Source organism: Niabella drilacis (genome assembly GCF_900101395.1).
GTDB classification, from domain to species: domain Bacteria; phylum Bacteroidota; class Bacteroidia; order Chitinophagales; family Chitinophagaceae; genus Niabella; species Niabella drilacis.
On the sequence record NZ_FMZO01000005.1, the window covers coordinates 340,790 to 362,114 of the forward strand.

At 49.2% G+C, this 21,325-nt stretch carries 13 protein-coding genes; all 13 read left to right on the forward strand.

From position 1 onward, the window contains the following. Positions 1–7: 7 nt before the first annotated feature. The 13 genes from BLS44_RS11740 to BLS44_RS11805 all read left to right on the forward strand — a co-directional run bounded on the left by BLS44_RS11740 (position 8) and on the right by BLS44_RS11805 (position 21,294). Positions 8–1,693 carry a RagB/SusD family nutrient uptake outer membrane protein gene (locus tag BLS44_RS11740; RefSeq protein WP_090390241.1) on the forward strand — a complete coding sequence of 562 codons (1,686 nt, stop codon included), beginning with the start codon at positions 8–10 and terminating at the stop codon, positions 1,691–1,693. A gap of 44 nt (positions 1,694–1,737) precedes the next feature. Next, positions 1,738–2,409: a DUF6250 domain-containing protein gene (locus BLS44_RS11745; protein ID WP_090390242.1), complete on the forward strand. Its 672-nt coding sequence runs from the start codon at positions 1,738–1,740 to the stop codon at positions 2,407–2,409. Beyond that, complete coding sequence (locus BLS44_RS11750) at positions 2,406–3,578, forward strand: PD40 domain-containing protein (protein ID WP_143019745.1); 1,173 nt, start codon at positions 2,406–2,408, stop codon at positions 3,576–3,578. Before BLS44_RS11745 ends, BLS44_RS11750 begins: the two co-directional genes overlap by 4 nt. A 2-nt stretch (positions 3,579–3,580) precedes the next feature. Continuing rightward, positions 3,581–4,780 (forward strand): TolB-like translocation protein, encoded by a 1,200-nt coding sequence (locus BLS44_RS11755; RefSeq protein WP_090390244.1) that lies wholly within the window; start codon positions 3,581–3,583, stop codon positions 4,778–4,780. 16 nt (positions 4,781–4,796) lie between these two features. Next, positions 4,797–5,954 (forward strand): TolB-like translocation protein, encoded by a 1,158-nt coding sequence (locus BLS44_RS11760; protein ID WP_090390245.1) that lies wholly within the window; start codon positions 4,797–4,799, stop codon positions 5,952–5,954. A 6-nt stretch (positions 5,955–5,960) separates the two neighbouring features. Further along, positions 5,961–7,382, forward strand: a complete 1,422-nt coding sequence (locus BLS44_RS11765) for a sulfatase family protein (RefSeq protein ID WP_090390246.1) — start codon at positions 5,961–5,963, stop codon at positions 7,380–7,382. 355 nt (positions 7,383–7,737) lie between these two features. Further along, a complete protein-coding gene (locus BLS44_RS11775) occupies positions 7,738–9,117 on the forward strand; it encodes a sulfatase (protein ID WP_176954399.1) in 1,380 nt (459 codons plus the stop codon). Continuing rightward, positions 9,098–10,612 (forward strand): arylsulfatase, encoded by a 1,515-nt coding sequence (locus tag BLS44_RS11780; protein ID WP_218127738.1) that lies wholly within the window; start codon positions 9,098–9,100, stop codon positions 10,610–10,612. The genes BLS44_RS11775 and BLS44_RS11780 overlap by 20 nt, the downstream gene beginning before the upstream one ends. Beyond that, positions 10,609–12,972, forward strand: coding sequence for a family 78 glycoside hydrolase catalytic domain (locus BLS44_RS11785; protein ID WP_090390249.1), 2,364 nt, complete (start codon positions 10,609–10,611; stop codon positions 12,970–12,972). Before BLS44_RS11780 ends, BLS44_RS11785 begins: the two co-directional genes overlap by 4 nt. Further along, complete coding sequence (locus tag BLS44_RS11790) at positions 12,965–14,941, forward strand: sulfatase-like hydrolase/transferase (protein ID WP_245729188.1); 1,977 nt, start codon at positions 12,965–12,967, stop codon at positions 14,939–14,941. The genes BLS44_RS11785 and BLS44_RS11790 overlap by 8 nt, the downstream gene beginning before the upstream one ends. Before the next feature lie 11 nt (positions 14,942–14,952). Further along, a complete protein-coding gene (locus tag BLS44_RS11795) occupies positions 14,953–17,751 on the forward strand; it encodes a glycoside hydrolase family 2 TIM barrel-domain containing protein (protein WP_090390250.1) in 2,799 nt (932 codons plus the stop codon). Positions 17,752–18,685: 934 nt separating this feature from the next. After that, complete coding sequence (locus tag BLS44_RS26235) at positions 18,686–18,883, forward strand: hypothetical protein (protein ID WP_143019747.1); 198 nt, start codon at positions 18,686–18,688, stop codon at positions 18,881–18,883. A gap of 551 nt (positions 18,884–19,434) precedes the next feature. Beyond that, positions 19,435–21,294 (forward strand): sulfatase-like hydrolase/transferase, encoded by a 1,860-nt coding sequence (locus tag BLS44_RS11805; protein WP_218127739.1) that lies wholly within the window; start codon positions 19,435–19,437, stop codon positions 21,292–21,294. The last annotated feature ends 31 nt before the right edge of the window (positions 21,295–21,325 follow it).

Below are 21,325 nucleotides of genomic sequence, written 5' to 3' on the forward strand. Positions count from 1 at the left end.
CAGCAACATGAATTTCAAAATTTATATAATCGCTTTTTTATTGATCCTGCCTGCTATGGCGTGTAATAAAAATTTTTTAGATAGGGCCCCGTATGATGGTGTGGGAAGTTCCAGGATCTTTGAGAACGATGCGAATGCTACATTGGCGGTTAATGGTATCTACCAGTCGGCCGCGCAAACCGCTTTTAAGGATCCGTTCCTCAATATTACCACCAACCTGGGGCCGGACAGTTATTCTTACGGCAGGGCGGGCGCTAATGCCATATCCACGGGAATGAGCACCAGCCGCGCGGCAGGTATATTAAACCTGTATACCAACTTCTACCAGCCCATTATGTATGCCAATGATGTAATAGCGGGGCTCAACAATAATGAAAAGGTAACCGAAGCATTGCGTAACCGACTTACCGGCGAAGCAAAATTCTTCAGGGGGCTGTGCTACTTCTATCTCTGGAATTATTTTGGGGAGGTGGTTATCCTGGATAAACCCATGCCCGTAGACGCCACCTACTTGCCAAGGTCTTCGGTGGCCGATGTAACGGCACTGATCATCAGTGATTTTAAAGACGCAGCGGAAAAACTGCCCGTTAGTTATGCATCTGCTGATTTAGGACGGGCTACCAGCGGCGCGGCAATAGCCATGCTGGGGAAGACCTACCTCTACCTCCGGCGCTGGCCGGAGGCCGAAGCGGAATTTGCCAAACTGCTGCAGGAACCCTACACGTATGATCTCACCGATAATTTTGGCGATTCCTTTTATTGGAAAACCCAGAATAATAAAGAGTCTGTTTTCGAGCTTCAGTATACTAACGAAGCAGGCATGGGCAGCAGCTTTGAAAAATGGTATGGAAACAGGAGCCTTGGCCAGGGAGGAGAAGATTATGCAGAGGCGGCTACAACAGCCCTGAGTGTGTTTACACACAGGGATGGCAGTGCTGTAAATCTTTCTACGATTCCAAAACGGAACGGCTACCCTGCAGGTAATACCGGGGAAGTAAGCTACGGCAAGGACCTGGTTAAATGGTATGATACCAGCTTTGTCAATATGGATACACGGCTCCATCAAAGCGTTATTTTGCCGGGATCTACTTTTTATGGCAATAACAATGCCTATTATAAAGTGTATTGGCCTTATAGTTCCTATATTAACGCAGATACCCCTGCATTGCGCACCACCTGGTACACTCAAAAACAGCCCGCCGGTGTAATCCCGATACGTAAATTCATGACATTGGGTGAAGAAAATATCCTGAATCCGAGTACCTGCCCCACCAATTTTCCGCTGGTCCGCTTTGCCGATGTGTTGCTCATGTATGCAGAAGCTGTAAATGAGGCCAGGGGACCGGTGCCCGAGGTATATGATGCCGTGAACCGCATCCGGGAGCGGGCGAAGATCGTGGATCTCGCTGCAGGATTGGGCAAAGACCAGATGCAGCGGGCCATCCGGCTGGAGCGCTACAAGGAACTGATGTTTGAAACACATCTGTACTTTGACGTAAAAAGATGGCATATAGCGCATCTGACACCCGCCCAGGACCCGGTTTTCAGTCTGAACAATGATGTCCTGGATTTCCGGTTTGTTAGCTTGAGTCTTAAAAAAGTATTCAGGGAGGATCGGGATTATTTATTCCCCATCCCGGGAAATGAACGGGACCTGAATCCATTATTGACCCAGAACCCCAATTGGGATTAGGCTTCAGACAGGCGCCATTAACAGATCACTTTAATTCATATATCATGTACCGGCTTGTGCTCATGGGTATTTATAGCTTTTTGTGCGCTTTTGCTAAAGATACGGTGGTGGTGAACGAAACCTTTAACGACCCCGATGGCGCGCTTCCCGCATTTTTCTGGAGCGAAGGCAATGCTGCTTCCGTTAAGAACGGGCGCCTTTTTATAGATGCCGATACCACGGGAAGCCGGGCTGCCACAATTTGGCTGGACCGGGAGCTGGCCGGCGATCTGAGTGTTGAATTTGATGTGTATTTGTTATCGTCTTCTGATGACGCCAATAACGTAAATATATTCTTTATGTACGGTGATCCCTCAGGGAGGCCGCTCCGGCAAACAGCAGCCAGCCGGCAGGATGGGCTTTACCGGCGCTATCATACATTGAGCGGGTACATCTTTACCAATGTTACGAATGAAGACCCCGGCAGGGTACGCTATCGCTTTCGCAGGAACCCGGGCTTTAAACGGGTAAGTGAAAGCTTTGGCCCAAGAGCAGGCCGGGGCGGGAAACTGCATATAAAGCTGGTAAAGAAAGGGGATCAGTTTGAATATTGGGAAAATAACAGGAAGACGCTGGAAGCATCGGATACCGGCCCCTGTGAAAAAGGATTGTTCGGGTTCAGGACCTGGCATACATCAATGGAAATAGACAACCTTCTTATAAAGCGAATCGGATGATGAACGGTTTTGTAAAATTGTTGACTTGTCTGCCTGCGATTTTGGCGGCGGCATGTATTCCGGCAATCACAGCGGCGCAGGGCAATGCCCGCTTCCAAGAGCACCAGGTAGGCAGGGAAGGGGCGTCCACGGTTTTTTCTTATTTCAATACCACGCCGGAGAGCCCCGATGGCAAAACAATTGCCTACATCCGTTGCGAACAAGAGCCGGCGCCAGGCAAAACAAGAGTACCGGCTGCTCTCTGGATCTGCGACCGGGATATCAGCCATCACCGTAAGGTAGCGCAGATAAAAAGCATCTCGGTGCACGATGGTGCAGAAACGCAGTGGGTGGATAATAACCGGATCGCATTATTCGATGATCTGAAATTAAGGGTAGTAGCTATTCATTCCGGTAAGGACCTGCTCCGGAAAGAGCGGGTGGCTTCTGAAATAGGTCATGAAACATATAAGGGCAAATTGCTTTATTCCATCTGTGAAGGCAAAGTACCCGGTGAGCCGGGCATCTATGAACTGGATTGTAATACACAGGAAGTACGTACTGTTTTACATTTGAAAGACCTGGGAGCGCTGCCCCTGCCTGCATTTCTTAAAAAAGATTCCCTCTACCCGTTGCTGCAATGGCAATTATCGCATCTCCAGTATTCGCCGGACGGGGAAAAAATATGTTTCCGCATAGAACTGGGGCCAAAGGATGATGAAATTTTACTGGGGGTTTGTAATGCAGACGGTACGGATATAAAGGTTTGGATAAAGCCGCTGCATTTTTTGTGGTACGACAGCCATTCGATCATCGGGCATTTGAGCAATGAGCCGGATGGGAAAAAACCCGAACCTTACGATCGGAGATTTTCGCTTACACGCTGGGATCTTAACGGGAAGGTGATCGGCCAGATGCTGGCACCGCGGGGCAACCACCTGGCGCTATCGCCCAGCCGGGAATATGTTGCCTCAGAAAGTTTTTACCAGACCAACCCGGTGGTGTTAACGCTTTATACCATCCGGCCGGGTAAGCAGGCAAGGGAAGTATGCCGTTTTGATCCGCAGCGGGTAACCTGGAAAGAAAAGTTTCATGTAAACCCTTCTTTTTCGCGGGATGGGAAACGGCTTTATTATTCCCGGCCGCTGGATGCGACGCATAACGGTACTTTTTTTATAGAAATCTTATAAAGATGCATATCAACATACAGGAGTATCCTGCAAAATGGTTTGCCTGGCTTACAACGATAGCAGCGGGCATCCTGTTTACAGGGCCGGTCAGGGCCCAGCAGGCGAAATCACTACGCCCCCCTCAATTAACAGCGCACCAGGTAGGTGCAGATGGCGCGTCTACGATCTTTTCTCTTTTCAATACCTGTCCCGAAAGCCCGGATGGCAGTACCATTGTTTATGTCCGTTGCAGGCAGGAGCCTTCAGGCCGGGATCATTTTACCGCAGCCGGGTTATGGGTCTGCGATCGTGATTTAAAGGAACACCGTAAAGTGACCGATATAGCCGGAACGGCCGCCCATAACGGGGTGGAGGCGCAGTGGGTAGATAACAGCCGCATCGCTTTTTTTGACAGTGGCCTGGTCCGGCTGGTAGATGTTCATAACGGTAAAGACCTGCTGAAAAAGAAAATTAAGGCCGACGGGCTGGGACATCAGCCGTACCAAAACTACATATTGTATAATATCTATGCCAGTGATGGAAGGGGAGAACCGGGTACTTATGAACTGGATTGCAATACACAGCAAACCCGTTTGGTGCTGCGTGTAAAGGATTGCGCGAAACTGCGGCTCCCCGCTTACCTGCAACCGAAGGATATTGATTCGCTTCAGTACTGGCGCACGCTTCATAGCCAGTATTCACCGGATGGGAAAAAGATCGCCTTCCGCTTAGATGTCGGTTCGTCCGAAAAAGCACAACTGCTGGGTATCTGTAATCGCGATGGCACCGGTTTAAAGATCATGCATAAGGCATTGCATTTTTTCTGGTACGACAATGCCTCCATCGTCGGGCATTTGCAGGTGGATAAAAATGGCCGACGGCCGGAAGCCCCGGAAAGAAGGTATACCCTTACCCGCTGGGACCTGGATGGGAATGTGTTGCAGGAAATGATGACGCCTCCCGGCAACCATCTGGCTATGTCGCCGGACCGGCAGCAGTTTGTTTCAGAAACATTTTATCAGACGAACCCGGTCATCGTTAAATTATATAGGATCGGCCATCCGGAAGCAACCGTAACAGTTGAGGCATTTGATCCCTATGATATTACCTGGAAGCGGCGCTTTCATGTGAACCCGGCTTTTTCGCGGGACGGGAAACGTATCTATTATTCAAGACCGCTCAATAAAAAATATAATGGAACCTTCTTTTGCGAGATCCGGTAAACTCATAATAGTTGTAATGAAAGCAAGATCTGTAATACGGCATATATCGGCAGCAGTTTTGTTGTTTGGCACCATCACACTGAACGCCCAGCCGCAGCTGAAAGAGCACCAGGTAAGTCCGGATGGGATGTCGGCGGTCTTTTCGTTTTACAATACGACACCCGAAAGCCCGGATGGGAAGGTACTCGTTTATGTGCGGTGTAAGAAAGAGCCTTATGGCCGGGAAGAATCTGTGCCCGGGGAACTATGGACCTGTACCCGGGACCTGGAGAACCACCGGAAGCTGGCGGATATAGACGGCACTGTTGCACATAACGGTGTGGAAGCCCAATGGATCGACAATGACCGGATCGTGTTTTTTGATAAGGGCCGTATCCGGATCGTTGCCGCCCGTACCGGCAAGGACCTGTTAACAAAAAAGATCAGCTGTGCAGGGCTTGGTCACTATCCCATTAACCATAAGATCCTGTACAATATCTATAGCGGAGAAGGAACCGGTGAACCGGGTATTTACGAACTGGACGGTGATACCTTTGAAACAAAATTAGTATTGTCCAATGCAGACATAGCAAAAATACCGTTACCTTCTTTTTTGCCGGGGGATCAGGTGGCCCCCGTTAAGGACTGGCGGGCGCTTCATTGCCAGTATGCACCGGATGGAAAGAAGATCGCATTCCGGCTGGATGTGGGGCCGTTTGAAGAGGGGCAGTTACAGGGCATTTGTAACAGGGATGGAAGCGGCCTTACGATAATGACACAAACACTGCATTCCATCTGGTATGACAATGGATCCCTGATCGGGCACCTGCGGTATGAAAAGGACGGCAAAAAGCCCGGAGACCCGAAGCTACGTTTTACACTGGTGCGGGTAGACCTGGAGGGGAATATCCTGCAGCGAAACATTACTCCGAAAGGAAATCACCTCTGCATCTCTCCGGACAGGCAATGGGTGGCATCCGAAACCTTTTACCAGACCAACCCGGTTGTGTTTACGCTGTATCCTGACGGGCATCCCGGAAAAGCGATTGAGATTGCAAGGTATAACCCTTATGATATCGTGTGGAAGCGGCGTTTTCATGTGAACCCTGCCTTTTCAAGAGATGGAAAACGGCTTTATTATTCGAGGCCATTGAATGAAAAATATGCCGGTATTTTTTATTATGAAATTAAATAGCACAGCATGTATTTAAAATGGATCTGCCTGATGGTTTTTTGTTTTGGGAGCTTGTTGTCCGCTAAGGGCCAGGAAACCAGGTCGGGGAAGAATATACTTATCATTATGACGGATGAGCAATCTGCTGATGCTATGAGCGCTGTTGCCGGTAACCGCTATCTTCATACACCGAATATGGATGCGCTGGTAAAAAGCGGTATTAGCTTTACAAGGGCTTATTGCGCTAATCCGCTCTGCACACCTTCGCGTTCGGCGATGTTCACAGGGCGGTACCCGCATGAGCTGGGCATTATGGATAATGAAACGCCCAGGTCCGACACGGTACACTTTCCCGTAATGGGTACTTTTTTTTCAGCAAAAGGCTATGAAACCGGGTATGTGGGTAAATGGCATGTGCCGGCATTTCCTTTAAAGAATAAACAGATCAGTGGATTTCAATGGGCCGAAAATAACCAGTTGGGAGGCGCCGACAGCCTGTTGCCGGGCTCTGCGATCCGGTTCATCAATAAAAAAAGAAAGCAACCCTTTTTACTGGTCGTTTCCTTCGTGAACCCCCACAATATATGCGAATGGGCAAGGGGCGACCGGCTTCCGGACGGTAACATCGCAACACCGGTGTCCGCTGCCGGCTACCCGCCGTTATTGCCCAATCATGCACCCTCAGTCAATGAAAGCGATATTAACCGGGATCTGCGCAAAGCCGTGCAGGCAAACCCGAAATTCCCGGTGGGGAATTTTACAATGGAACAATGGCAGGCCTACAGGTGGGCTTATTACCGGTTGGTTGAAAAAACAGACGGCTATATAGGCCGGGTTTTAAAAGCACTGAAGGCTTCGGGCCAGTATGAGAATACGCTGATCGTATTCCTGAGCGACCATGGCGATATGCAGGGCGCTCATCAGTGGAACCAGAAAACGGTATTTTATGAGGAAGCTGCGCGGGTTCCGTTTATCTTATCAGGCCCGGGGCTGGAGCACAAAAGATCGGATCGCCTGGTCAACACCGGCATCGACCTGATCCCTACTATTTGTGCCTATGCAGGTATTGATCCTTCCATTGCATTACCAGGCCGGGATGTATTGCTCCCGGGTGCAGATCGCCGGTATATTGTTGCAGCAAACAGGGTCGCTGTTGGTGTAAATATTTTCCCCGGGAAAAAAAGTTTTAAACCCGAAGGGCGGATGGTACGCAGCGCGCAGTTCAAATACTGGATCTATGATGAAGGCCGGCAGCGGGAATCCTTGTTTGATATAGATAAAGACCCCGGTGAAATGAAGGACCTGGCGCGCCTTCCGGCATACAGGAACGTATTGGAAACGCACCGGCGGTATTTAAAAGAATGGGCAGAAAGATATAAAGATGCAAAGGCCTTGGATCTGTTGGATCATATACCGGAGCGCCTTGCCACTGAGGCACAGAAGCGCTGAGTTTGTTGATATTCCTCCAGCAAAAGACCTCATCGCCCGGGCACCATACCGGTTTGAATCCGGGCCCCAAAACCTTCTGTAACCGTTCGGGGTTCGGAGCAGTGGCAATGCAGAAGCGCAGAGACTTTTTCAAAAATTCAGTGTATTCAGTGGCAACAGGAGTAGCCATAAAGCAAAATAAAAAATGATGATGATACGATTGGTCAAAAACAGGCCCTATGTAAAGCGCGTTCAACGTGACGCGTGTTTTCTTCGACCCGGTAGACGTCTTCACGCACGGTTCAGGCCGGTGATCCTTTTCCTGCTGACGTTTCTTTGCACAGGGGCATTGAGTACATCGGCACAGCAAAAAAAAATGAATGTGCTGTTTATCATTGCAGACGACCTTAATTGCGACCTCGGCACTTACGGGCATTACCTGGTCAAATCCCCCAATATTGACCGGCTGGCAAAAGAGGGGATGCAATTTACAAATGCTTTTTGCAATTTCCCGCTATGCGGTCCGTCGCGTGCCAGTATGATGACAGGGCTTTACCCCGATCAAACGGGCCATTATAAGCTGCGCGATTATATCCGGCAGCATGTCCCTAATGTAATTACGCTATCGCAGAATTTTATGCGGCAGGGGTACACCGCTGCACGAGTGGGGAAAATATATCACTATGATAATCCTAAAGGCATCGGTACACCCGGTAATGATGATTCCGCGTCCTGGAATGAACGGTATTATCCCAGGGGAATTGACAGAGACTTAGAAGATAAGATTTTTTCACTGAAACCGGGCGCTTTCGGAGCCACCTTAAGCTGGCTGGCTGCAGAAGGAAACGATGAAGATCATACGGATGGAAAAGTTGCCCTGAAAGCAATTGAATTGCTCAAAAAGTATAAGGACGAAAATCAACCCTTTTTCCTTGGTGTGGGTTTTTACAAACCGCATACACCTTTTGTAGCACCCGCTAAATATTTTGATCTTTATGACGTTAACGACATAAAACTGCCTCGTATTGATAATAACTATTTTTCTACTTTGCCCAAACCTGCGGTAGCAGGATTACAGTATTACAAAGAGCAGTTAAATATGCCTGATTCCCTGGCCAGGAGGGCCATCCAGGGTTATTATGCCACCATCTCTTTTTTAGATGCGCAGGTGGGAAAAGTATTACAGGCACTGGATAGCCTGGGTTTAAAGGAGAATACGATTATTGTATTCACGTCTGATCACGGCTATCACCTGGGCGAACATGAGTACTATCAGAAAAATACATTGTTTGAAAATTCGGACAGGATCCCGATGATTGTTTCTTATCAGGGTATGAAACAAAAAGGAACGGTGAGCCGTTCTATTATTGAGATCATAGATTTGTACCCCACCCTTAGTGATCTTGCTGGCTTGAAGGTGCCGGCTTATGTTGTGGGGTACAGTTTTAAAAGTATTTTGAAGAGCCCGGGTCAAAAAACAAGGAACAGCGCTTTAAGCCAGATGAGCGGCGGGTATACACTGAGAACACCGGATTACCGGTACACGCGCTGGGGAAAAGGGGGCAAAGGAATGATCGAGCTCTACGACAGGGTTAAAGATCCGGGGGAGATGAAGAACCTGGCAAATGATGTATCATATGAAAAATTGATCGGCCAATTGGATGGTCAGTTGAAGGAGCGCATTCAAAAAGCCGCCGTTCCTCCTAAAGGATTAACGGTTTTTAAAAAAGCAGGAGATGATAAAAATGTACATTAATAATTGCACAGAAATGATAGCGCAGTGGTTAGGGCCTGTATACGATAGGCGGGTGTCCCTGATCGTGCTATTTGTTTTATTGCTGACAGGATCCCTGGATCAGGTAGCAGCCCAGGGAGCCAATTCGGCTAAAGCGCCACGTAAACCCAATATTATTTATATACTGGCGGATGATATGGGCTATGGCGATCTGAGTTGTTACGGGCAGCAGCGTTTTCAGACCCCCAATATCGATCGTATTGCCCGGGACGGAATACAATTTATGCAGCATTATGCCGGGACTGCAGTATGCGCCCCTTCCCGCTCTTCGCTGATGACAGGGCAAACCACTGGTTATACGCCTATAAGAGGTAACAGTACCGGTAATAAAAAGCCGGCCTCCCTGCCGGATACTGTCATCACCATAGCAGAGCTTATGAAGCAGGCAGGCTATGCCACCGGGGCTTTTGGCAAATGGGGCTTAGGAGCAGTGGGCTCTGAAGGCGATCCCAACAAACAGGGCTTCGACGAGTTTTACGGGTATATTTCGCAGGGGTTGGCCCATAGCTATTATCCGGATTTTTTAGTACACAACCAGCAAAAAGTTATCCTTGAAAAAAACTTGCCGGATAAAAAAGTGGAATATGCACCAGACCTGATCCACCAGCAGGTATTGCATTTTATCGATAAGAACCGGGACCGGCCCTTCTTCATTTATTACCCTACCACCATCCCGCACGCCGAGCTGGCAGCACCCGAAAAATATATGGCAAGGTTCAGGGGAAAATTGTTACCCGAAAAAACATTTAAGGGTGTAAGCTATGGGGCACCCAATTACAAAAAGGGCGGCTATGAAAGCCAGCCGGAAGGGCATGCCGCATTTGCCGCTATGATCACTTTATTAGATCACCAGGTGGGGGAAATACTGGACCGGCTGAAACAATACGGGCTGGATGACCATACACTCGTTATTTTTTCATCCGATAACGGCCCGCACCTCGAAGGGGGTGCCGACCCTGAATATTTTAATAGCAATGGCCCTTACAGGGGGTACAAACGGGATCTTTATGAAGGCGGTATCCGCGAACCAATGCTGGCGCGCTGGCCGGGTCATATTGCAGCAGGTAGTAAAACGGATAGGATTACTGCATTTTGGGATGTGATGCCTACGCTTGCGGAGCTCGTACATGTAAAAACACCCGCCAATACCCAGGGACTGTCTTTTTTACCCACACTTTTGGGCAAAGGAACGCAAAAGGAACACGATCATCTGTATTGGGAGTTTCATGAGTTTGGTGGCCGGCAGGCTATCCGGAAAGGCAGGTGGAAATACATTGTATATAACGTGCTCAATAAAGAAAAAAGAAAAGCACAGTTGTTTGACCTGGATAAAGATCCCGGCGAACAGGAAGACATTGCCCTTCAATATCCGGATGTTGTTAAAGAACTGCAGGAGGTGATGGAACAGTCAAGAGTACCTGCACCGCAATTCCCTTTCATCGAAAGTTTAAAATGAATCGAACCAGCTATATAGGATCCCTGGTCTTCGGACTCGTGTTGTCGCTGGCGGTGCAGGCATCGGGAGTGAACCTGGCTGCCAAATGGCCTGCGTACTGGATCACTTGTCCGGGCGTGGTTCCAACAGGCTATGGGGTGTTTCATTTTCGCAAAAGCTTCAGCCTGTCGCATCAGCCGGCAAGGTACCTGATCAATGTTTCGGCAGACAACCGGTATCGTCTTTTTGTGAACGGGGTACCGGTAAGCCAGGGCCCCGCCAGGGGCGACCTGCTGCATTGGTACTATGAGCAGGTAGATATTGCCCATTGCCTGAAGCAGGGGAGCAATACGATCGCGGCGGTTGTCTGGAACATGGGGGAACACCGCCCGCTGGCGCAAATTAGCTGCCAGACAGGACTGATCGTGCAAAGTACGGCAGCCGGAGATTCGGTGATCAACACCAGCCAGGCATGGAAAGTGATGCACAATGCTGCTTATACCCCGGCTACGGCCTACAATTATTTTGCTGGCGCCACGGACAGCGTTGATGCGGCCCACTATCCCTGGGGATGGGAGCAAACAGGTTATAATGACAGGGGCTGGATGGATGCCGCGCTGCTGGAGCGGGGCACTCCCTACGGATCGGGTACCGGCTACTCCTGGGTGCTTACACCACGGGATATACCACCGATGGAGGAAACAAAACAACGTATGGGTATCGTTCGAAAGGCGGACGGGGTCAGCATTCCGGGAGCATGGCCTGCAAAGAACGGGAGATTACTGGTACCGGCCAACAGGAAAATTAAGCTGTTGATCGATCAGGGCTTTCTGACAACCGGTTACCCGGAGTTGTTGGTCAATGGCGGCAAAGATGCCCGGATAAAATTGAGCTATGCGGAGGCATTGTTTAAGAACGGGAGGAAAGGCGATCGCAATGCTGTGGAAGGGTACGAAATGATCAAAGCGCCGTCGGATTATTTTATTACCGATGGCGGGAGGCAGCGTTTGTTCCGGCCCCTGTGGTTCCGCACCTGGCGTTATATACAACTGGAAATAGAAACCCGGCAGGAGCCTTTGGAGGTAGAAGATATTTATGCAATGTATACCGGCTATCCTTTCAGGGAAAATGCTTCCTTTGAAAGCAGTGATGAAAGCCTGCAAAAGATCTGGCAAACAGGTTGGCGCACGGCCCGGCTTTGTGCGCATGAAACCTATTTTGATTGTCCCTATTATGAGCAGTTGCAATATATAGCGGATACACGCATACAGGCGCTGATCTCTTTATATGTAAGCGGCGATGACCGGTTAATGAAAAAAGCGATCCGTTCCTTTAACCGGTCGCGCACTTACGAGGGCATTACGGACAGCCGTTTTCCCGGCTATAAGCCACAATTCATTCCCCCTTTTTCCCTGTTCTGGATCAATATGATCCGGGATCACTGGATGCACCGGGGCGATACGGCCCTGGTAAAGGAATGTCTTCCGGGGATCCGGTCCGTGCTGTCCTGGTTCGAAAATAAAGTAGACCCGCAAACCGGAATGCTGGGCGCTTTGCCACACTGGAACTTTGCAGACTGGGCCAAGCCCTGGCCCTGGAGTAATGAAAAACCTTTGGGCGGAGTGCCTCCGGGCGGACTTACAGGCGGATCATCCGTACTAACGCTGCAACTGGCCTATACGCTGAGGGATGCTGTTGAATTGCTTTCCCTGGTGAATGAAAACGACCTGGCGGTCCATTATACCGTCCTATATCAATCCTTACTGAAAGCCGTAAAGAAGAACTGCTGGAATGAGAAGCGACAATTATTTGCAGATGATCCGGAACAAAACAGTTTCAGCCAGCATGCCAATATCATGGCCGTGCTGTCGGAAGCGCTGCCGACAGAAAAGCAGGGAATGCTTGTCAGCAGGATCATCGCGGATACCAGCCTGGTTCAGGCAACCCTGTATTACCGTTTTTATTTATTCAGGGCATTAAAAAAGGCTGGAATGGCCAATGTGTATTTAAAAATGCTGCAACCCTGGAAAGACATGCTGGCGCTGGGATTGACTACTTTTGCAGAAAAGCCGGAGCCGGCACGATCGGATTGTCATGCCTGGAGTGCCAGCCCGAACTATGATCTGCTGGCGCTTGTCTGCGGTATTGAGCCGGCAGCGCCGGGATTCAGATCTGTGCGCATAGCGCCTGCTCCCGGCGGGTTAAAGTATATAAAAGCAACAATGCCCCATCCGTTGGGTATGATCCGGATGGATCTTTCCATAACCGGTGATAGATGGACGGGAACAGTAACACTGCCGGCCGGATCGGATGGCCTGTTTGTATATAAAGGGAAAACTCAAAAACTCAACCCGGGCAAAAACAGGATTAACTATGCGTAAGTTGAATATATTGAAACGGATAAATCATCGCCCTGGTGTGTGTGAACACACACCAGGCAAAATACAACATGTAAAATACCTGTACCTCTGTTTCCTGTTTTTGTACCTTTTACAGGGCATTACGGTACATGCGCAACAAAGGCCCCATATACTCTGGATCACTATTGAGGATACCTCGCCGGAGTTCATTGGCTGCTATGGCAACAGAGCGGCGCATACGCCTAATATAGATCGGCTCGCAAAAGAAGGTGTGCGGTTTTCCAATGTGTTCTCAACGGGCACGGTCTGCTCTCCCAGCCGCACAGCGATCATCACGGGCGTAAAGACCTATTGCACGGGTACCGGGCATCACCGCAGCGCTTTCCCCGTTCCTGTATTTATGAAGGGATTCCCTTACTATTTGCAGCAGGCAGGTTATTATACCTCCAATTCCGCCAAAACGGATTATAATGTAAGCAATGAAACCGCCTATACACAAGAGGCCTGGAATGAAAGCAGCGTAAAAGCGGGCTGGTGGAACCGAAAGCCCGGACAGCCCTTTTTTGCGGTATTTAATTTTAATGCATCGCATCAGTCCAATACGATGACCAATCCTTACGCACAATATAAAAAGGCCATTTGGGCAAATCTCAGTGCAGACGAAAGAATAGCCGATGATGCTTTTGAAATGCCCCCCTTTTATCATAACTCCCCGGAGATGAGAAAAGAAATGGCACGTGTGTATAATTCATTATCATTAACAGATAAGCGTATTGGAGAACTGCTTGACCGTTTGAAAAAAGATCATCTTATGGACAGCACCATCATTATCTTTTATGGTGATCATGGTGAAGGTATTCCCCGGGGAAAGACCAATGGTATCAGTTTTGGGTTTCGCGTACCATTTGTGATCTGGTTTCCTGAAATGTATAAGCACCTGTCGCCCTGGGGCACAGATGTAGTCACGGATGAACTGATCGATTTTACGGATCTGGCCCCAACCATGATCTCACTGGCAGGAGGTGTAAAGCCTGCCTATATGAGCGGAAGGGCTTTTATGGGGACAGCGAGGAGGAAAGCGCCGGAATACCTGGTACTGTCCTCCGACCGGTCGGATAACGGCCCCGACCTGGTACGGGCTGTAACAGACGGCCGTTATTTTTATGCAAGAAACTTTATGCCCTGGATGCCGCAGCTCCGCTATATCCGGTATATGGAAATCGGAACCATCAAACAGCTAATGAGAAGCGATTGGGAGAAGGGGGCTTTGGATCCGTTGCAGCAAAGCCTGTTTGAGCCAAGGCCTGCCGAATTTTTATTTGATACAAAAACCGATCCCTGGGAAACCCGGGATCTTTCAGGTGCTGAAAATGAACAACGGGTGTTACGGAAAATGCGGGGACGCCTGGAAAAAGAAATGCTTTCGGAAAAAGATATCATGCTGCTGCCTGAAGGAGAGCTGGATACCCTTTCAACACATATTACTCCTTATGCATACCGTTTAAACGAAAAGGCATATCCCTTTCATCAGATCTATGCGGCGGCTTCGCTGTCCGGTTTCCGCACGCCGGAAACGCTGAAAAAACAGTTAGCTTTGTTAAAAGATCCTGACAAAATAGTCCGTTACTGGGCGGTAACAGGCTTGCGCGCGCAAAAGGGAGCTGCGTTAAAACCCTATAGATCCCGGTTATTGCCGTTGCTGAAGGATGCATATCCGCCGGTAGCCATAACCGCTGCTGCTATATGCTACGAGCTGGACCAGGATCCCCGGGCAAAGGATTGTTTAACTTATCATATATTGGGCAAAAACCAGTATTGGGCATTGATGAGCGTAAATTTTTTACTATATAGTCATTATAAAAAACCATTCATTGAGCCGGTGCAGCAATGCCGCGGGCTGGAGGGCAGGAGCTATGCTGCCAAAGCCGCCTGTATGGATTTCCTGGGAAGCCTGGGCCTGGTTCTCAATGATATGGATCACCGGCAATAGCAATTGAAACGATGAAGAAATTAAAAGTCCTTATTTGTTTTTTATTTTTGGTGATTGCAGGTACAACCGGCCTGCAGGCACAGGATACGCAGGTAAAGTATTTATCGGGCCGGGGGGCAGATGATACGGTTAACTGGAACTTTTTGTGCTCTGCGGGAAGGCGGAGCGGCAAATGGACCTCCATTGCAGTGCCTTCCTGCTGGGAGCAGCAGGGGTTTGGTGCCTACAACTATGGACACGATCCTTTAAAGGAACGGCTGAATGAGACCGGCACTTATCGCTATACATTTACGGTGCCGGCCGGCTGGAAGAACCTGGAGACCCGGATCGTTTTTGAAGGGGTGATGACGGACGCAGAAGTGCATATCAATGGCATGCCCGCCGGGGCCGTGCACCAGGGCGCTTTTTATGAGTTTGGGTACAATATAAGTAAGCTGTTGAAGTTTGGCGGCAAAAATGAATTGCAGGTATTGGTAAAAAAGAACTCCGGCAATGCTTCGGTGAACGAAGCGGAGCGCACGGCGGACTTCTGGATGTTTGGCGGTATATTCAGGCCGGTGTATTTAGAGGCGAAGCCCAAAATGAATATTCAGCGGGTGGCAGTGGATGCACGGGGCGACGGGGCATTTACCGCGGATGTTTACCTGTCCGGTTTTCGCCAGGCCGCTGCTGTGCAGGTAAAATTGACCCCATTGCCTGTAAAGCCATCTAAAACAGGAAAAACAGTAGTGTTGTCGGCAGCTGTTACAGGTGCAAAAACCCAGATCAAAGGAACGGCCGGCAATGTACTGACCTGGACACCCGAGTTGCCCAACCGCTACCGTGCTGTATTTGAGTTGCTGGACCAGGAAGGCAGGGTCCTGCATCGCTATAACGAAACCATTGGTTTCAGAACGGTAGAAGTGCGGGATGCCGATGGGGTATATGTGAACGGGGTACGCATTAAAATGAAAGGCGTGAACCGGCATACATTTCATCCAAAGTATGGCCGCACTTCTTCAAAAGCACTGAGTATCCGCGATGTGAATACTATAAAGGACATGAACATGAATGCGGTGCGGATGTCGCATTATCCGCCTGAAAAACATTTCCTGGATGCCTGTGATTCGCTGGGACTCTTTGTGCTGGATGAGCTCACCGGCTGGCAAAAACCTCCCTATGATGATACGGTTGGATTGAAACTGCTGAAGGAAATGGTTATAAGAGATGTGAATCACCCCGGTATTCTGTTATGGGACAATGGCAATGAAGGCGGCAACAATTATACGCTGGATACTATGTTTGGTAAGCTGGACATCCAGCAACGGGAGGTACTGCATCCCTGGCAGCAGTTCGGGAAATTCAATACAGCGCATTATATCAGTTACAACTACCTCGCGCATGATGATCACAGCCGGCGTAAAATATTTTTGCCCACTGAATTTATGCATGGGTTATATGATGGAGGGGCGGGAGCCGGACTGGAAGATTACTGGCAGCAAATGTGGAGGGATCCGCTTTGCGCAGGAGGCTTTATCTGGGACTATGCAGATGAAGCACTGGAAAGGACCGATCGTAACGACAGCCTGGATACCGACGGTAACCATGCGCCCGATGGGATCCTGGGCCCTTATCTTGAAAAAGAAGGAAGTTATTACGCAGTCAGGGAAATATGGGCGCCTGTATTTTTTGAGCAGCGATATATTACGCCTGCATTTGACGGAAAGTTCAGGATTGAGAACCGGTTTATCTATACGGATCTGAAAGAATGCCACTTTGAAGCAAGCTGGATAAAGTGCCCCGGCCCGGGAATGAAAGCCCCTGTTGAAAAAGACCTGGCAAAGCCGGTGACTGTTTCGCTTAAGCCCGGGCAGAAAGGTACCTTAGAGGTGGATATGCCCGGAGGCTGGATGCGCTATGATGCATTGCAGATCACCGCCAGGGATCCTTTTGGCCGGCTGATCCATACCTGGACATGGCCCGTTAAAAGTGCCGGGCAAAGCGCTGCTGAACTACTGCCGCGGGTAACATATGGTGCTACCCGGCTTTCAGAAGAGGGTGATAGCTGGCAGGTAGCGGTGGGGGAGCTTCGGCTCAGCTTTAATAAGAAAACGGCCTTGCTGACCCGTGTAATGAGGAACGGCGTGGTGATCCCTTTATCGAACGGGCCGGTGCTCATCAGCAGGGAACAGGTCTTAAAGAAAGTGGCTTGTTATCAGCAGCAGGATACGGTTTACCTGTCTGCATTATATGAAAGCGGCAATGATTTTACCTGGAAAATAGGCCCCGACGGGTTGGCCCGGCTCACGGTAAATTATGAACCAAAGAATAACAACCTCTTTGCAGGTGTATCTTTTGATTTTCCCGAGAGCGAGGTAACGGGTATACGCTGGTTAGGCAACGGTCCTTACCGGGTATATAAGAACCGGCTGAAAGGTGCGTCCTTTGGCCTTTGGGAAAAAGCTTACAACAATACCGTTACCGGGGAATCGGGTTATATATATCCTGAATTTAAGGGCTACCATGCCGGAACTTATTGGGCGGAGCTGGGTGCAAAAGACAAAAAAGGTTTTACTGTATATATCGCATCGGATGATATTTTCCTGCGCCTGTTTACACCGCCAACACCCAGATCTCCGGCTAAAACGGCAATAGAATACCCCCCGGGCAATATATCCTTTTTGCATAGCATCAATGCGATCGGCACAAAGTTCGATAGTCTGCAGGGCCCGCAGGCCGCGCTCAACCCCTTCAATGGCTATAAGCTCTATGAAGGCCTGCTGCAGCTGAAGCTGGTCTTTGATTTTAACCCGGCCCCGCCTGAACAATAGAACAGTGATGGAAAAGAGGCTGTAGCAAAATCCTGGAGGATCATTGTCGAAAGGCTTCCCGTTTCAAAAATGCTTTAACCGGCCTGCAATTGCAGCGGCTAAAAGGGTTGTGCCGCGTAAGCACGGGGCTCCTATGGAGCCCGGATCTTAATAATGATACGCTGCTATAAACACGTTGCTCCTTACGGAGCAGGAACCTTTGATGATGCCCCGGCTTTTGAAGCAATGCCTGAATAGCAATACGGTTATCCCGGGCTTTCAGACGAAGCATTTGCAGGAAGCGTCTTATAACCCTGAAAGGGCTGGGTCTGGTTAACCGCGTGTAAAATGCGCGGTTAATGACGGGAGCCCTGGTTGAACCCCGGCGGGGTTCAACATAGCCTTCGCAAATGGAGCGGCGGTTACGCCGCCGGCTATGCGGTCATTAAACCCCGTTCGGGGTTAGCTGCTTAGCTTGACGCGCGTGCAATAGCGATCGGGGGCCTTTTTTGGGCAAAGAAACGGTACAGAAAAAAGATAACCGTACATGAATTTTGCGGCGGTGATGGTCTTTTGTGTGCGACATGTTACTGGTGCATTCTCTGGATTTACTTTCTTACAGCGCGATTTGATTGGTTACAACGTTAAACAGCAATGCCTGAATAGCGATACCGTTATCCCGGGCTTTCAGACGAAGTATTTGCAGGAAGCGTCTTATAACCCTGAAAGGGTTGGGTCTGGTTAACCGCGTGTAAAACGCGCGGTTAATGACGGGTGTCCCGGTTGAACCCCGGCGGGGTTCAACATATCCTTCGCAAATGGAGCGGCGGTTACGCCGCCGGCTATGCGGTCATTAAACCCCGTTCGGGGTTAGCTGCTTAGCTTGACGCGCGTGCAATAGCGATCGGGGGCCTTTTTTGGGCAAAGAAACGGTACAGAAAAAAGATAACCGTACATGAATTTTGCGGCGGTGATGGTCTTTTGTGTGCTACATGTTACTGGTGCATCCTCTGGATTTACTTTCTTACAGCGCGATTTGATTGGTTACAACGTTAAACAGCAATGCCTGAATAGCAATACGGTTATCCCGGGCTTTCAGACGAAGTATTTGCAGGAAGCGTCTTATAACCCTGAAAGGGTTGGGGCTGGTTAACCGCGTGTAAAACGCGCGGTTAATGACGGGTGTCCCGGTTGAACCCCGCCGGGGTTCAATACATCCTTAGCAAGTGGACCTAATAAATAACAGGAGCCCATAAGACTGGCCGGTGCTCAGAGAGCCGCGGGGTTTGGATTTGTTGCAATATGCTGCTTCAATGAAATAAGATGAAAAAAAATGAGAGACCTTTTGGGGGTTTCTCAAAAAAAAGCCGACTATAAATAAGAGTATTGTTGATAGACGCTGCACCGGCAATAACAGTACTATAGCGTTGCGCTATTGTTATAAGATTGCAGGTATAACGATTGCTCTTTAACACTAAAACAGGCAGGATAAAAAGAAGTGCCCGGCATTTTTCAGGATCCTTAAACAGAAGGTATACCGGTATTGTGATGATTGTTCAGGAGCCCGGCGTATACACGGAGGACCGGGCAATGCCGTTACTGTTTTTTGACGGCCTGGAAAACCTGTTACAGATTGAACCAGGTCTTATTCCAGTTGAAGTGACCTTACAAAAGAAGACCGTTTTATATTAAACCATATAGCGAATGAAAAAGAGCGATTGCAGGAAATTCCTGCCGGTGGTTATGATCTGCTGTTGCTGGCCGGTTTTAATGCAGGCCCGGCAGCCCGAAAGTGCAGCAAAAGAAGCGCTACCCAATATCCTCTGGCTCACGTCCGAAGATAACAGTCCCCTCTTAGGCTGCTATGGTGATGCGATGGCTACGACCCCGAACCTGGACCGGCTTGCAGGTGAAGGTTTTTTATATACACATGCCTATGCCAATGCACCTGTATGTGCTCCTTCGCGCAACACCATCATTACCGGGGTGTATGCCTGTGCAGCCGGGAACGATGGCATGCGCAGCTATTATCCGAAGTCGGATATGGTTCGTTTGCTGCCGGAGTATTTAAGGGAAAGAGGGTATTACTGTACCAATAATTCAAAACAGGATTACAATATCGCAGATGTAAAAAAAGACCTGTGGAATGAAAGCAGCAATACGGCACATTATAAGAACCGCAGACCCGGGCAACCTTTTTTTGCCGTATTCAACACGCTCATCTCACATGAAAGCTGTTTGCATAAACCCGATTCAGGCCGGCCCAAACATGATCCGGACAAAGTGAAATTGCCCCCTTACCAGCCGGATACCAGGGCCATCAGGACCGATTGGGCACGCTACTATGATTATATCGAAAAAATGGATGCCTGGGTTGGCGAAAAATTACAGGAGCTGGAAGCGGCCGGGCTGGCGGAAAATACCATCGTGATCTATTATGGCGATCATGGCGGCGTGTTGCCCCGCAGCAAACGCTATGTATATGAAACCGGCACCCGCATCCCCTTTATTATAAGAATACCGGAGCAATTTAAGAAGCTGTACCCGGCGGCAACAGCCGGCTCAAAAGTTAACCGGCTGGTCAGTTTGGTAGACCTTGTGCCCACCCTGTTAAGTATTTGCAATATCCCTGTTCCGTCGTATCTGCAGGGACACGCTTTCCTGGGAAAACAAAAGTCGCCGGATCCGCAATATGCCTATATGTTCCGGGGCCGTATGGACGAACGTATCGATATGTCGCGGGCTGTGAGGGATCATCGGTACCGTTATATCCGCAATTACATGCCCTACCGTATTTATGCACAGCATATCGATTATTTGTGGAAAGCCGCAGCCATGCGTTCCTGGGAGGAGGAATATTGGCAGGGAAGGTGTAATGAAGTGCAGTCCCGCTTCTTCCGGGCAAAACCCGTTGAAGAATTATACGATACGGAAAAGGATCCCTGGGAAGTACGCAACCTGGCTGATGATCCGGCATTCAAAAATGTATTGCTGCGGATGCGGACGGAAAATACAAGATGGATGAAGGAAATAAAAGACGCGGGCTTTATACCCGAGGGAATGATAAAAGCGATCACAAAGGGAATGACCGTTTATGACTATATGCGCTCCGGAGCTCAGCCGATGGATCAGCTCATTGCAGTAAGTGACCTTGCCGGTTTTGCAACCATAAAAGATATTCCAGGGCTTTCAAAATACCTGTCGGACCCGGATATGCTGCTGCGGTATTGGGCGGCAAACGGTTTGTTACAGCTGGGCGAAAAGGCCCGGGGGGCGCTTCCTGCATTGAAAAGATCTTTAACCGATGCTTCGCCCGATGTGGCCATTACCGTTGCAGAAACTTTATACCGGCTGGGCGATAAGAAGGCAAGTGAGCCGGTGTTGTTAGTGGCACTAAACAACCCCGATATTATGGTACAGGTACACGCCCTTAATGCAATCGATAACAGCTGTGTGCGGAACGGGCAGGTCCGCAAAGCCGTGACGGCACTGGCTGGAGAGCCGGCTGCTAAAAAGAATGAATACATCTCCAATATCACAAAATGGATCTTAAATAAACCATAGCCGAAATACAACTCCATTTCAACAGGTTACA